The following is a 16611-nucleotide window of genomic DNA, read 5'->3' on the forward strand; positions in this document are numbered from 1 at the left end:
GCGCTGTTGAGCCGGGTGGCGCCGGGCCGGGCGGCGGCCTTCGAGCGGGACTTCTTCGCCGTCGGCACCGTGGTGGCGCAGTCGCCGTCGTGGCGTCGGGAGGCGGCCAAGTACGTCGGCTCCGGAGCCTCGCCGAGTGAGCGCGGGGCGGCGTTCCTGACGACGGATCGGGCCGCTCTGGAGGTGATGGGCTTCCGTACCGAGCGGATCCCGCTCCATGAGCTCACCTTCGACGAGCAGGGTGAGCCCGTGCTGGACGAGCTGCGCGACGCCGCCGGCGTGCTCGGAATCGAGGTGCACCGCAGCATGTGGCGGAACACCGTGGGCCGTGCGGTCACCGGCGTCACCCGGATCCTCGCGGAGCCCGCGCTCATCGAGGATCCGCGGGCGGGCGACCCGGCCCCCGGCGAAATGGGTCCGGAGCTGCCCCTGAGCGCGGTCTCGGACCGGGCGCACACGGTGGACGCACGGGGAATTCCGCGGAGTACGGGTGTCTCGGCGACGGCGGCGCAGGTGGGGAACGCCTTCAAGCTGCTCAACGTGGAGCAGGCGCAGGCCGACGGTCTGGCGCTGGCTCTGTTGGGCTGGGTGCTTCCCGCGCGGGACCACTCGCTGTACGAGGTCCTCGCGGGTCTGCAGACCGCGGACGTGGTGCCGTCGCTGGCCGGGAACCGGCTGGACGACGCGACGCGGATGTACCGGTCCGTCCCCGGGGTGAGCATGGCGGAGCTGCGCGGCCGGGTGGGCCGGGACGGCATGCTGCCGCACGAGTCCGCGTACTGGTCGAGGATCAACACCCCGGTCGCGGACGGCGGCTACAGCGAACCCGGCGAGCAGGGGCTGCACGAGGCCGCGGAACGCCGGAGGGCCTTCCGGGACCTTGTCGGACGGCCGCTGAGCGACGATGCGGAGCTGGAGCCCGGGGCCGAGCGCTGGCTGCGCGACCACGGAATGACGGCGCGTCAGGTGCTGGAGCGGCTGAGCCCCGCCCACTTCGCCGTGCTGAACACCTATACCGGTTCCGCCTTCGCGCTGATGAACGTGCTGCTCTCGTTCAAGTCCGGCGGCACCCGCGTGGCGCTGCGCACCCAGATCCGCCGGGCCATCGACGACCATCTCGGCAACCGGGTCCCGGTCGCGCTGCCGCCGGTGCTGAGCGAGAACCCGGTCATTCGCGAGGTCGGCGCGACCCGCCCCGCGACCATGACGCCGGACGCTCTGACGCAGTACAAGGCCCGGCTGCGGGCCGCCGCGGACTCGCTGCTGCCCGTCATCGAGAGGGAGATGACGGCGCACGCGGCGATGCTGCTGGACGCCCTGTCACTGCTGCCGCCCGCGTTCGGCGAGGTCTCGCGCGGCACGCGTTCTCTCGGCGATCTCCACTCCGGTGTCGGCCGGTTCATCTCGCCCACCTTCGGCGGCTCGGAGGTCTCCTCCAAGGCGTTCTCCAGCTTCAGCCGGTACGAGGGCATGGCCATGCAGTTCGTCGACCGGCCGATCCGCCTGCCGATGACCCACCCTGTGCTGGTCAAGGCCCAGCTCACCGGGAACTGGGGCCGGGACATCTCGGCCTTCGCCTCGATCGTGGGAGAGGAGGAGGTGCTGCTGCTCCCCGGGGCCAGGCTGAGGATCACTTCCCGTGAGGTCGTCGGCGACCACCACGAAGTCATCCATGTCACCGAGGAGTTGCCGGACTTCCCGGTCCTGGACCCGGAGAACCCGGGCACGGGTCTGGTCCACGCGGCGGCGCTGAGGCAGGCGCTGCAGCGGCTGGCGGGCGTGCCGGTGCGGCAGCGCGGCGACCTCCGGCCGCTCGCCCGGCGCGTCGGCGCGGACGGTGGCCTGGATCTGTGGCGGCTCGGCCTGCTGGCGAGCGAGGTGTACGGGGGGCCGGAGCACCTGACCGTCGAGCGCCTGACGAATGTGCGCCGGGCCATGGACCTCACCCACCGCGCCCCGAGGCTCGGCGGGGACCGACCCGTCACCGGGAACCACCTGGACATGCTGCTGCGGCGGCTGAACGGCACGGCCGGGGACGCCCCGGTGGAGCAGGGCGCGCGGCTGCGGCTCCTCGACCTGATGGGCCGACTGAAGACGCCCGGCCAACGGGTCACCTACCGTCAACTCGCGGCCGCGTGGCAGACGCCGGTCGAGACGGCGAGCCCGGACGGGACGGCGAGCGGGCTCGCGGACCTGGAGGCCTCCGACGTAACGCCCCTGGAGGCACCGACCGCCGAGCCTGACGCGGCATCGGCGACCGCCGACGTGTACACCGCTCAGAGGCAGGCACCGGAGGAGACCGCTGACCCGGACGAGACAGCGAACCCGGACGAGACAGCTGGCCCGGAGGAGACGGCTGACCGGAACGAGACGGCTGACGCGGAGGAGACGGCTGACCGGGACGAGACGGCTGGCGCGGACGCCCGGCGGCACGAGCGGCTGGAGGCCGAGGACGGCCCGTCGGTGCGGGCCGAGACGAGCGAGGCCCCCGAGGGGCAGTCCGTCACCGCGGAGCGTCAGGAGGCCGGGGACCCGGCGACCGCCGGCGCCGACGGCCGCCGCGAGCTGCCGCTGACCGGCGTGTCCGAGGGACTGCCGGACGGGCTGCTGGTACGGCTGCCGCACGCTGCGGACATGGCGCGGCGGCGGCCGGAACTGATCACGCCGCCTCACCTCACCGGTTCGTTCCTGGTCGCCCCGCTGGAGGGCGAACGGGCCGAGCGGTTGCAGGGCGGGTTCTCCCTCACCGATGTGATGACGGGGATCACCCGCTTCTTCGACGCGGACGCGCGGGAGTCCCTGCCGGCGGAGATGCCGCGGGACGACGAGGCGTCAGGGTCGCCGCTCACGCAGGTGTTCGGGCAGATGATGCGGGAAGCCGCCGGGTTCGAGGCCGCCGCGCAGCCGACGACCGAAACCGCGCATCAGGCCGACGCGAACGAGACCGCGCCACGGCCGACGCGGGCGCCCGCGCCACAGGCTGCCGCCGAGGGCGCCCGGCAGACGCTGACCGACCTGTTCGCCAAGGCCGACCTGGCGGACGTGCTCGGCAGGAGCGACCACCCGCTCGACCCCGCCGAGCTGACGCGCCGGGCGCGGGCCGAGCAGCCGAAGGTGACCGGCGACATCGACGGCTCCGACGTGCGCACCGCCGTCGTCCGGATGGTGGGACTCGCCGCCGCCGAGCGCGGCACGTACGCGCTGATCGACAACGCCTTCTCGGACGAGCAGCTCAAGGCGAACTTCCACCGCGCCCTGGACGGCGGTCACATCGTCGACTTCAGTGGCCGGGCGAAGGGTGGGCCACAGGTGGTCGTGGAGGCCGTGGGCCTCGGCACACCGCACGGCGTGACGGACGGCACCGACGACTTCACCTTCGACCGGACCCAGGTGGTGGAGGACCACAGTTCGTCGGCCACCCGCCAGCCGCCGTCCCTCGAACCGGCGGCGGGCCGCGTCCCCCTGCCGTGGGTGCAGGTCTACGCGAAGATCGCGGGGATCTTCAACGCACGGGACTCGAAGCAGTCCGCGACGACGAAGCGCAGCATGAAGACGAATGTCGTCGAGACCGGGGTCCCGGTCACGCGGGCCAGGCACGACGTGACGTACCGCGTCTCGGTGCGCAAGCCCGGCCGGTGGCCCTGGAGCAAGGCCAGGGTCCGGGAGGACATCGTCCACGTACCGGTGCGGCTCACCTGGCCCAAGCCGGCCGAGGACACCGACGCACGGAGCGACGGTCCGCAGGGCACCGAGCGGCTGCGCACCGAGGAAGTGGTGCACGCCGAGTTCACGAGCGTCGACTCCGCTGTCGTCCGCGAGGTGGAGAAGGCGCTGGGCCGTGAGTTCGACGTGAACGACCCCGTGGCGCGCGACCTGCGCACCTGGCTGGACCGGCTGCCCGAGCACGCGACGGAACTGTTCGGCGGTGAGCCGGTCCGCAAGTCCTTCCCGTTCAAGGGCCGTTGGGGGCGGACCCAGGTGATGCTGGCCATCGCCAAGGACGTCGTCGTACAGGACCTCCCGGACGCGGAGGGCACCGTCACCCGCACCCACGAGATCAGCGAGGAGAACACCTCGGGGCAGGGCGTGACCCAGCGCTGGGGTGCCGGCGTCACGGTGGGCGTGGGCAACACGACCCACGCGACCGGCACGGTGGGACCGGTCGTCCTGGGCTACGGACTGACCAAGAACACCACCGACGTCACCGACAAGCGCGAGCGCACCGAAGCCGAGAAGTACAGCGGGGCGATCCACAAGCGCCGGGCGGAGTTCACCCTCGTCGTCCGGGTGGGCGGCCCGGACGGCCGGGCGCAGCGGGTCGACGGCGGTGTGGCGACGCTGTGGACGCGCGAGCGCGACGCGGCTGCGCCGGCGGACGGCGCCCAGGACACGGTGCCCACGGATGCCCCCGCCGAGACGGAGGAGTCCGCCGCGCCGCCGACTGCCGTCGAGGAGCCGGCGGGAGTGAACCGGTTCACGGTGGCGGACCGGCTGGACTCCGTGTACCGGCTCGCGGACGAGACGGTGGAGGACATCGCCGGCCGGGTGCTGCACCGTCTCCACGCGGAGGGCCTGCTGGACGCCACCCGGCTGGACAGGACGAGGACGAGGCTGCGCGCCTTCCTGCGGGAGCACGCGCGGGAGCTGGCGAACGGCGGGGACGGGGTGCGCTTCCCCTTGAGCGCCTGGTTCAGCGGTGCCCCGGATGTGTTCGTCCGCGGTGTGCTGCGCCCCGCGGACGGCCGGTACCTGCCCGGCCGGGCGGCGGACGTGAAGCTGACCGGTTCCACCTCCGCGAGCCTCTCCCAGAGCACCTCGTTCACCAGGCGCCGGGACAGCTCCTTCGGCGTGGCGGCAGCCGGGTACATCGTCGACGGCGACGAGATCGAGTACGCCGGCACCGGGCTGGCGTACAAGTCCAACCAGGTCTACACCCACAAGGTGTTGCAGAAGCTGGGGTCCGAGCGGTCGCTGGGCGGCGGCACGGGCGTCCACCGCTTCGACTTCCCGGTCGACTTCGAGGTCCGGGTGGGTGGCCGCTGGTCGACGCCGGGCGAGGTAGAGCGGTGGCGGGACACCTCGGGCGACGGGTCCCCCAGGATTCACGGCCGGGTCGAGGTGGCGGTGCCCGAGCGTGCCGCGGTGCCGCTGGTGGAGCCGTCGCGGGACACGGCCGAGGCGTCCGCCCCGGTGTGGCAGGCGGGGAACGCGCCGGAGCCGGACCAGCGCGCGGGACACCTGCCCGCCGACTACCGGCTGGACTCGCTGAAGCCCGTGCCGATGCTGCAGAGCAAAATGGCCGAGATGCTGGCCGCCCCGCCCGGAACGAGCTGGCGGGAGTTCTACCGCCGGCCGCTGACGGGCAGCGCCCCGGCCGAGTTCGACCAGCACCAGGGCAAGAACTGGCTGGAGCGGAACCCGGACGAGATCAGCGAGCGCAACGCCGCGCTGGACGTCCTGGAGAGCTTCACCGGTCCGACGGCCAGGATGGCCGGTTTCGAGCGGGCGGTGGGACTCGCGGACACCGTCCCCCTGAAGAGCCACAACCGGGCGGGACTCGCGGGCAACCGCGAACTGTTCGCGCGCGTGGGCCTGTCGGCCCGGCTCGGTGACCCGCGGATCGTGGCGGTCGACGAGGCGCACCGCTTCGGCGGCACGCGACACGGGCAGGTCGAGCGGGCGACGGACGCCCAGCAGGGGTGGGCCGTCAAGGGCAAGCTCGGCGGCGGCATCCTGACGCCGACCCCCAACGCGAACATCTATGTCGGCGGCGACGTCGGCGGCTCGCTGAGCTATGTCAAGACGCAGGGCGCGTCCGCCGGGCGAACCGCGAAGGACGTGTCCACCGACGAGTGGGTCGAGCGCGGCTACCTGGTGAGCTTCGACGCGACCTACCAGGCGCGCACCTCCAAGGACGTGGCCTGGCAGGACCTTGCGAAGCGGCTCCATCGGGACCCGGCCGAGGAACGGGCGTCCTGGGTGCGGGTGCCCGAGGCGGTCACCGTGTGGGTGCCGGCCGGTGATATCCACCGAGTCGGCGAACTGACCGAGGCGGACATCGCCAAGCTGGCGGAGCTCGACGCGGAGCGCTACCGCGCGACGGTGGCCGAGGCCGACGTGGACACCGAAACACGGCAGGATCCGGACACACCTGCGGCCAAGTCCCCGGCGGCGGAATCCCCGGTGGTGGAGTCCCCGGCTCAGGAGTCACCGACGCCGGACGTGCCGGCGGTGCGGGCGCCCTCCAACGTGGGCCAGGGCAGCGGCAGCGTCGATCTGTACCGGCTGGAGGCAGGCGGTGAGCTGGTCCAGCAGATCGCGCGTCGGCTGGACGAGTGGTCCGTGGCGAACGGGCGGCCGACGAGGTTCGAGCGGATCAACGAGCGGCTGGTGCAGGACGTGCTGGGCCCGGTGCTGTCGGGGGCCGCCTCCGGTACGGCGGTCGAGCAGATGCTGAACGGCGGGCGGCCGGTGTTCCTGGAGGGCGACACGGCCTTCGGCAAGGTGGAACAGCTGGTGGTGCTGAAGGCGCAGCTGGGCGAGGGGACGTACCACGCCACGCGCTCCCGCCACATCTCGCGCGGCGGCCTGGACACGACCGATCGCGCGGCCGACACGACGCAGTCCGGCTGGGCCGCTCTGTGGGGCGCGTACCTCGTCGCCAATCTGGGCGCGACGGGCCTGCCGGGAGCGATTTTCATGGCCGGAGTCGGCGGTGCCCACTCCTGGACCACGAAGGACGAGGTGTCGAACGAGCACGCCGACTCGCTGGCCGGCTCCGAGTCCGGGGTGAGTGTGCAGTTCCTCCACGATCTGCGGGTCACGATGGAGGTGCATCCGCACGCGAGTCCGGGCACCTACAGCAAGCATCTGCCGCACTGGATGCCCAAGCCCGGCGGCCGTTCCTACGACGGCTCGTGGACCGAGCAGTTCACGCTGCCCGGCGCGGCCCGCTCCACCGTGCCCGCGCAGGAGGTGCTCCCGGCGGACGAGGCGGGTCCGTCGACCGGGGCGCCGGTCAAGGGTTCGCTGTCGCGGTGGCAGCAGGACGCCGGACTGCCGGTGGGCCTGCCCACGAAGACGCTGGTCCGCCCCTTCGGCGCGCCGAAGCTCCACGAGATGCTGAACGGCCTGGCCTTCGAGGGCCGGGACGGGCGGCCGGTACTGCGTCCGAGCGCGGGCTTCAAGCTCCTGTCGCAGACCGGTTCCGAACTGCTGCGGTCGAGGCTGCCGCAGGCGCTCTCCGAGCAGGGCCATGTGATCGACGTCGCCGGGGACGCCCTGGCACAGGTGACGGTCAAGGCCGACGTGGTGGATCGGGAGGTCGTCCGGGTGATCCAGCGCGGCTCCCTGACGAGGGCCGCCACCGACACCTCGAAGGCGGGGACGACCTATACGAGCGCGGGTGAGCTGGGCCCGGAGTGGATCGCCGACTTCCGGCACCCCGCGATCCAGATCGCGGACGAGACCGCGGCCAACCGGCCCTTCACGCTGCTCGGCGATCCGTACAGCACCTGGCTGACGTACGGCGAACCGAAGTCCGTGGCGGCGGACACGACCCGCGAGGTTCCGAAGCCGGCGGAGGAAGCCGAAGCCGGCCCTCACTACCTGGTGCGGCTGACTCCGAAGTGGACGGTCACGCCCGCCTACCGCGAGAAGAAGATTCCTGCGCGGAGCCGTCCCGCCCTCGCGGAGTGGCAGACGCCGCGCACCACCGAGCCGGACGAGCCCATCCTCGTGCTGGTCGACCAGGAGGGACTGGCCCGACTGGGCCTGCGCGTGCCGGCTGCCGACGACACCCGGACGTCGCTGTCGACGGTGCCGGAGGAGTTCGAAGGGTCCGAAGGGTCCGAGGAACCTGCGGGGCAGTCGCCTCGACCTGCCGCCGATCCGGTGGTGCGGGTGGTGAAGGAGCCCCTGCATGGCATCGCGCCGCTGGCCGGATACCGGATGCGCCGGACCGACACTCCGGCGACCGGGACGTCCCCGGCGACATCGCGCCTGGAGTTGGTGGACGCCGCCGGTGAGGTCGTGCCGGACCGGACGGTGCTGCCGCGGGAGAACGGCGGGTTCGTCGTCCGGGGCGCCGAGGGCAACCTGTACCTGGACTCGGCCAACCGCTTCGAGTACCGCGAGCTCGAGCTGCCGGGCCTCGACCACGTGGTGCGGATGCGGGAGCCGGTGGGCATCGACGGTCCGCTGGAGCTCCTGGACGTCGAGGGCACCTGGGTCGAGGGCGGACGTCTCGCCCGCTTCCCGGACCGCCTCACGGTCACCGTCCCACTGACGGGCCCGTCCGAAGGCACCACAGCCGAGTGGCACTTCAACGACCGGGGCGTACTGGTCCGTCAGGTACTGCCCCGGACCGCCCAGTCGTCCGGCGACACGGTCACCGGCCGCGGGAAGGAACCGCTGTACGCGGTGGAGACACCGCCGGCCGACGCCCCGGCGGAGCCGTCTGCTCGACAGGCCGTGCAGGACGAGCAGGACCAACAGGACCAGCAGCCCGAGCCCCGCGACGTCACCCGGGAGCCTGAGGAACCGGAGGAGGAGCCCGAGCGGACGGTAGGCCGCGGCAGGGAGCGCGGGGCGCGGTGGCGGCCGGGACTGACGACCATCCCCGAAGAGTCGCACGCGACTCCGCGGTTCCGGCTGCAGGAGCCGTCGCCGGAAGCGGTCGCCCGGTACGAGCTGCTGGGCCTGCCGCCGCTCCCGCAGGTCGTGGACGCGGACGGGCCAGCGGTGCCGGGCTGGACGGTGACGTCGCGCACGGACGGCGGGTACACCGTGTCCGACGCGGCGGGGGACAAGCGCTGGCAGTTCGGGGCGGACCGGACGCCGCAGGCGCTGGACGTGCGGTTGGCCGGAACGGAGGACTTCCTGCGGTTCGCCGCCGGTGAGGACGGTCCCGAGCTGTCCGTAGCAGGGGCCGACCAGTACGAGCTGGGCGAGGTCCGCGACGCGGCGGGGACGCTGACCGAGGTGTGGGTCAGCACTCCCGGCGACGACCTGGGGTGGCGTTTCGACGGAACCGGCGTACCCCGCGATGTCGAGGTGCCGCTGACCGGCGCGGGGCTGCCCGGTCACCTGGAAGGCGCGCTGATCCGCAGGCTCCGGGTTCCTGTCTCCGAGACCGCGCCCTCGGGCTGGGTCGCCGAACTCGTCGCCGACGACCCGTGGGTCGTGGCGTCCCACGGCCTGGAGACGACTTCGGACGCCTACGTCCTCACCGACCGGGTGACCGACGAGGCGTTCCGCTTCGGCACGGACGGGGTCCTGGTACCGGTCCGCGCGCACCGTGAGGCGCCCTGGCGGACGTTGCTGGGCCGGCTGAACGAGGGGCTGTTCGCGAAGCGTCCGCCCCGGGTGGAGCCACAGAACCATTTGGGCACCATCGGCCTGGAGTACGACCCCGAGCTGGCCCGGATCTTCGACGAGACGCTGCCCAAGGCGCGGCAGACCGGCGAGACCGGCACGCGCGGTGAGATGCCCCCGCTGCTGACGTCGTTGATCGCCGACGATGCCACGGACTTCCTGCGGCGTGCCGGACTCGACCCGTCGGCGGACCTGGAGGAGCTCACCGAGCTGCGGGCCTCGGTCCATGAGGCGCTGTGGACGGCCGCCGGGCACGCCCTGGACGAGGCCGGGCCCGTCACAGACGCTGCCGGGCGTTCCGTGCACGGATTCACGGTGCTGCCCGCCCAGCCGGACGGTCTGCGCCCGGTGGTCCACGAGGCCACGGGGCTGGAGACCGTGTTCGGGCGCGAGGGCGAAGTGGTCTCGCACGAGGTCTACTTGCACGAGGCCACCGAGGAGCTGGCGGGACGGCGGTTGGTGGTCACCCACGGCCCGCGCGGGGGGCTCGAGTTCGAGTGGGCGGACGTGCCCGAGGGCTCGGAGCACCTCACCGTGGGCTGGGCGGGCGACGAGAACGGGGCGCCCACAGACCCTCTCCGGCAGTTTTTCATCAGGAACGGGCGTACCGGGGCGACGTACTTCTTCAGCGCGGACGGCACGCAGACCGAGGCCGTCGGCGAGCCGGAGGTCTCATCGCCACGGGCGGACGAGACCGAGCAGCCCCAGGGCGGCTCCGAGGCATCCGAGGCGTCCGAGAGCGCCGTGGAATCACCCGGGAACGAGCAGTCCCGAACAGCGGCCGACACCGACACCGACACCGGAGAGCCGCACGAGGAGCCGCACGAGCAGCAGCCGGACACCCCCACGGGCCCTCCCGAGCCACAATCGCAGCCCCCGCACGCCGAAGCCCCCTGGTACATGGGCCAGGACGACATGGACGCGCACGGTGAGCTGAACGTCGTCGCCGTCGACCCCTGGGACGAGGCGCTGATCCGGCAGTGGGCCAACAACATCGCCTACGCGGTGCGCAGCGACGGCGACAGTGCCGAGCTGGCGACCGGCATCCGCGAGGGCCTGCGCACCCTGCTCAGGGACGGGACCGTACCCGAGGCGCTGTCGGCAGGCGGGCACACCACAGCCACGTCAGCGGCGGACAAGGCCAAGGCCAAGGAGCGGCGGCGGGACTTCTGGGAGGCGGCCCTCCAACGCGGGCTGCGTCTCACCGCGGGCGGTCGGGTGGTGTGGCTGCGGCCGGTGCTGCGCGATGTCGAGCCGTTGCCGGCGACCACACCCGCCGTCGAACAGTACGTCCTCAACTGGAACAAGCAGGCCACCACGCACAAGTCGGCGTGGGAGCAGGGCTGGGGCGGCGGGACGTCCGTGCTGACGGCGATCTCCACGGGCGCGAAGGTCGCGTCGTCGGTCACACCGGCGCCGGTCCTCACCCTGGAGGCGCACCGTACCGGCGAGACGCAGACCAACCGCACGGTGGCCTTCGACCGGAAGGTGTTCATGCAGCAGAGCACGCCCTTCGGCGCGGGCCTGAAGCTGCGGGTCTTCGTCGACGGCGAGGAGCGGCACCACGACCTGGTCACGCCTGCCCGCCTCACCGTGCAGCTCCCCAAGTCGCTGACCGCGCCCGGCGCTCTGCGGCACGTCCCCCACGACTCACCGCGCGACGGCGATGCCTCGGATGCCGGTTACCAGCGGGCCCGGACCATCATCAACGCGATCGATCTGATTCCGTCGGCCGCCGAGTTCGAGCGCCGGCTGCACTCGGCGGGGCTGTCGGCCGATGTCGTACGAGCCCTGATGGACCAGACACTCACCCAGTTGAACGAGCGGTCGGCCATCAACCAGAGCAAGAACCTGCTGACCAACGGGCTGGTGACGGGGCGGGTGTCCGGCTCGATGGGCATCGGCAGTTCCTTCAAGGGGCATGTGGCGATCCACGCGACGGTCGAGGGCCTGCGGTATCTGGGCGACACGAGCAAGGTCCCGGTACGCGAGGACGCCGCGAACACCCTGGTCGAGCACCGGAAGCAGGGCGCGCGCACCGCCTTCTCGCTGGGCGGGCGGATCACCGCGGGGCCGGCGGAGTTCTTCTCGCTCACCGGCGAGATCAACCGGGGCACCGGTCACGGTCTGGCCCTGGCGACCGACACCCACACCATCGTCCAGACCTCCGAGGACCACGCGCGCTACCGCGCCTCGCTGAACGTCACCATCGAGGTGCGATCCACCACCCACCGCATCGAGCCGGTCACGTTGACCGTGCCGGCCGAACTCGCCGTCCCCAGCCATGAGGCCGCCGACTTCGAGCAGCGCGTGCTCGGTCCGGACGCCACGCTGCTGCGGCAGCCTGTGCCGACGCCGGACGGCCCGTTGGAGGCCCACCCGTATGTGCGAGCGCTGCTCTCCGAGGCCGCCGAGCTGGGGGTAGGCCTGCCGGAGGCGGCGTTCCGGCGCCCGGAGCGGCTGGACGCGGAGCTGGCCGAGCCGCACGAGCGCGAGCCGCTGGCTCTGGCGGCGCGCAAGGGGCCGGGCTTCGGCATCCTGTTCGGGCTGCCCGGCGCCGAACTGGTCCACGACCAGATCCGGGCCGTCATCGAGCTGACCCACCAGCAGCTGACCGGTCGCCGGCCGAAGCTGACGTTCGAGCCGCCCTTCGTCAAACTGCGCCGCCCCCGGGTGAACTGGGCGGGCGCGGACGCGGACCTGCTCACCTCGTTCGGGCGGGCGTCCCTGGAGACCGACCTGGCGCAGCTGATGTCGGGCATCGAGCACTCGGTGCGGCTGGGCGGCCGGACGTACCACGTGTCGATGGCGGCCCGGCTGCTGGAGCGCGTCGGCGGCGTCACCGGTGACGAGGCGCGACCGATGTCGCTCAACGTCCGCACCAATCAAGGTGCCACCGTCACGGGAGAGCGGAAGAACAGCTGGAGCGTGCGGGGCTTCCTCGGCGCGCGCGGCCGGGTCGCGCTGACCGAGGAGGTGCGACTGCAGCTCGGGCAGGCGGGGGTGACCGGCGGGATCGGGGGCGGGACCAAGCACGCGTTCTCCGGCGGGGCGGCGTCCGGCCAGCGCGCGGACATGAGCGGCAAGGTCGACGAGCACGTCTACAACGTCGTCTACGAGCTGTCCGTACGCACGGACGGTCACCCGGAGCAGAAGTGGTGGATCGACAAGCCGGACCAGGTGGTGGCCCAGGTGGCCGTGCCGCACCTGCATGTGCCGGTGGAGAGGATCTCGCGGGACGTGCTGCGCGAGGCCTACGAGACACGGCCGCTCGACGCGCTGCCTGACGCGGAGCGGCGGGTGGACTTCGTCGGCCAGGGCGCCACCGCCGTGTTCCGGTCGGTCATGGCTCCGCCCGAGGTGGTGCGGGCGGCGGCGGAGATGTACCGGAAGGCCAACGGCCATCCGGACACCTGGCTGGCGGACCCGGCGAACTGGCCCGCGCAGATCAGGGCGCTGTTCTCCCCGAATGAACTGGTGGCGCGTTTCCCGTCGTTGGCCAGTGCCCAGGGACGGCTGATGGAGCTGCCCGACGGCCCCGACGGGTGGCACCAGGCTCTGCGGCTGCGGATCCTCGCCGTCGACCCGCACCATGTGCGGGCCCACGACGGCTCCGACTTCAAGCTGTGGCAGAACAGCAACGCCTCCGCCAAGTACGAGCACGCCGACGACCGCACCCGCGCCCTGGGCCTGGCGGGCCGGCTGGGTCCGGTGCTGCACCTCGGCCACGGTGCGGGTGAGGACGAGGAGTCGGCCCCGGCCGGCGGGGAAGGGTCCTCGGCCCAGCAGCACGATGCTTTGACCGCCCAGTTCGGCGGCACCCTCGGCGGCGGGTTCCAGTGGGGCTGGGAGACCGGCGACAGCACCGCCGTCGGGCCGGTAGGCATCACGCGCGGCACATACGGCGGGCCCAAGCACAGCTACCGGGCCGACGCGGTGTTCCAGATCACCCTCGACCGGTGGCGGGGGCGCCATCTGACCGACGCCGTGACCCGCGGCACCTCCGGCACGACCAGCGACGAGCTGACCCTGGAGGTCAGGCACGGCCTGGACTTCGTGGTCCCCGAGCGCCTGATCTTCGACCTGGGCCTGCCGGTACCGGACGGCGTGGACCACGTCGAACCGCACCCGCCGACCGACCACTTCGACCCGGCCCTGCTGGCCGGAGGGACCCACCCGGAGGTCCTCAGGTCCGACGGTGTCCTGGACACGATGAAGCGGTGGCTGACCGAGCAGCGCCTGCTGCGGTCCGGTCCCGACGGCGTCGGCCACCTGCCGAGCCAGCTGCTGAGCGAAATCGAGGCTTCCTATTCGCCCGCGGCCCTGCTCGACCAGTTCACCCTGCTCAACACCACCGGGGTCAAGCGGTGGTGGCCGATTCCGTCGGCCTTCGGCGCCACCCGCTACCTGTGGACCAACGTCACCGCCGTGACCCTGGAGCCGATGTCACAGCACGACCGGCCCGAGATGACGATGATGCTGCGCGGCAAGGCGATCACCGAGGACACGACCAGCACGTCCCGCTCGACCGAGGTCGAGGCCCACGCCGAACTGCACGGCAGGGTCGGCACCTCGACCACCGGCGGACTCCAGCTCGCGGGCGGCTGGTCCCGCGAGGCGAGCACGGCACACGAGCAGCACGCCCAGGGCGTGGGCGTCTACTGGGGCCAGACCAGCAACCCGTCGGTCGAGTTCCAGCTGCGCCAGCGGTTCGACATCGAGATGGCCATCAGCAAGGAGATGCCCGAGATCCTCGCCGCACCCGTGCGCGCCTACCACAGCGTCACGCTCGCCACTTCGAGCCTGCTGGGCCATCGCCGGTACGCGGCGGGACGCCTCCAGCAGCACCCGTCCTTCGTCGCCCGGTTCCCGCGACGGCCCGAGGAAGGCACCGTGGACGGCTGGGTACGGGTCGTCATCCCCCAGCACACCGTCCGGCCGGGCCGGGCACCACAGCCGACCGCGGAGGCTTCCCGGAACACCGTCGCGCGGTGGGAGGTGGAGGAACGGCCGTCGAACGACGCACTGGTGGACCTGATGGCCGAGCACGGGCATCCCTGGGCGCTCCCCGCCGCCGCGGCCGTGAACCGCTGGGCCGTGCTGCCCGCTGCCCCGACCACTTCGCGTCCCCAGCCGACGGCGCCGGAGTCCTGGCGGCCGGACGGCAGGACGCTCTTCGGCATGCTGTACGACCACCTCACCAACGAGGTGCACATGCGGCTCAGCCTGGAGCAGTTGCTGCGGCACCAGTACGAAGTGCTGGTCGGCGGCGAGAAGGTGACGGTGGGCATGCGGATCACCCGCGCCACCGCGCTGCCCGGGTCCGAAGTGAAGATCCTCTCGCGCCACTTCAACCAGGGCCGGGACACCGAGGAGCACGTCAGCGGCGCGGCCGGTGCGTGGTTCGCCGGCATCGGCCCGGCCGTCGGCGGTGAGGTCGACGGCCGCTCGGTGCGGGACTCGCTGCCCCTGCGCTTCGAGAGCAACGGCTCCGGGGAGCAGGCCGGGGAGTCCGAGGAGATCCTGGAGCGCAACACGGCCTCCACCCGTCAGTTCCGCTACTACAAGGCGGACGTCGAGCTCGTCCTGTCCGGCCCGCACGGGAACCTGCTCGTCGACGCCCCCGGCGGCCTGTACCTCATGCTCCCCACCGACCTGGAGGACTCCCCCGCCCTGCGGGAGATCCTCGTCGCCGAACCGGAGCCCCAGGAGTCGGACACCGGCGACCCGGTTTCCCATCCGACCTCCCACGCGGAGCGCCCGGTTGACTCCCACGTCGAGGCGTTTCTCACCCGCGTCAACGGTGGTCCCGGGTCGGACAGCCACCGACCGGAACCTTCTGTTCCGCCAGCGCCGACCCCGGAGTCGGCACCCGAGAACGAGTCCGACATAGTGGGCCACCAGTCGGACGGAGCGGAGACCGCAGAGGCCAGCGCGGAGAGGTTTCTCACGCTGATCAACGATGACCGACGCGCTGCCGAGACCGGCGGCCGTACCGATACCGACGAGGAATGAAGAAGGGAACGAGGCCCAGATGAGACCAGGAGAGCACGCCTCCGACGAACCCGGCGGGGCGGAAGCTTCCGCCGGGCAGGCCGGAGCACAGGTCGCGGTCGCGCCGACGCCCGCCGCGCCGGGGACCGATACCGACGGCAAGGCCAGTCAGTCGGCCGGCGCCGTGTGGGACCAGCCCCTGCCTTGGGCCACGTCACAGGCCGAGGGCGAGGAGCAGAGCTCCGAGGAGCCCGCGTCCTCGCGGGCCGAGTCGTCCGTGGCCGAGGCAGGCCCGCCAGCGCGGGCGGCCGCCGTCCGTGAGGAGGGCGCGGACGAGGCCAAGGGCGAGGCGGCGGGCGACGCGGAGCAGGGTGCGGGGAGCGCGGAGAGTGGGGAGGCCGCCGACAACGACTCCTCCGTCGCACTGTGGCAGGCCGCTGCCGCCGACCAGCAGCGCGGTGCGCACGCGGCGCCGACTCCCGTGGGGGCTACCGGCGTTGCCGGCCACGCCGTCTCCAAGTGGCTGCTCGGCGCGGCCGTCGCGATCGGTGGTCTGGTCGCGGCCGCGGGAGCGGTCAAGGGAATGAGTTCGCCGCCCGCCGCGACGGCCAAGGAGAAGCCGGAGCCCATCCTGGCTCCCGGCCAGGGCCTCGACGAGGACGGCAGCCCGACGCCGACTTCGACTCCGACGGCGCCTGAGAAGAAGCGGGCCCCGGCAGGGGCCGGGAAGGCGGCCGCGGTGGCCGCTCCCGCCGCCGCCGCGGCGGCCCAGGTCCCCGGTACTCCCACCCCCACCCCGACGCACACCCCCGAGGGCGCGTCCCAGCAGGCGGGCGTCAAGTCCTCGGTGGCCGGGCAGAGCAGCTATGTCTCCGTCCAGACCGCCCTGAAGTCCCCGAACGACTACTGGAGCCAGAGCTCCGTAACCGTCACGACCACCAAGAAGCTCTCCGCGCTCAAGGTCGTTCTGCATGTGGCGCAGACCGGTGGCGTGGCCAACACCGGAGTCTGGACGTCGCTCGGTGACAAGGCCACGGTGCACACCGGAAAGGCCTCGGACGGAGGAGCGGACTACGTCGTGGTGCTCAACGAGGGCATCACGCTCGACGCGGGAACGTACGTCTTCCAGTTCGGGTACAACCACGACAAGGGCGCCCGTGAGACGGTCCATGACATATGGGGCGTGGTGACCACGGCCGTCGGTGACAGCGCCGAGGTGTACCGGAACGGACGTTACTGACG

General features: G+C 72.4%; 2 protein-coding genes (1 of these 2 cut by a window edge). Both read left to right on the top strand.

Translation table 11 applies throughout. The features are described from left to right. Positions 1 to 15390, top strand: the 3' end of a protein-coding gene (locus tag ACFU95_RS12625) for a hypothetical protein (RefSeq protein ID WP_383825825.1). It extends 41091 nt beyond the left edge of the window; 15390 of the gene's 56481 nt are visible here — the last part of the coding sequence; its start codon lies beyond the left edge, outside the window; it ends in the stop codon at positions 15388 to 15390. A 19-nt stretch (positions 15391 to 15409) separates the two neighbouring features. After that, positions 15410 to 16609, top strand: a complete 1200-nt coding sequence (locus ACFU95_RS12630; protein WP_383825828.1) for a hypothetical protein — start codon at positions 15410 to 15412, stop codon at positions 16607 to 16609. Positions 16610 to 16611: the final 2 nt, after the last annotated feature.

It is taken from the genome of Streptomyces sp. NPDC057623 (assembly GCF_042800355.1).
Classification (GTDB): domain Bacteria; phylum Actinomycetota; class Actinomycetes; order Streptomycetales; family Streptomycetaceae; genus Streptomyces.

Excerpts from the sequence above, each read along its gene's own strand:
- ACFU95_RS12630 (WP_383825828.1), top strand. The coding sequence starts at position 15,410 with ATGAGACCAGGAGAGCACGCCTCCGACGAACCCGGCGGGGCGGAAGCT.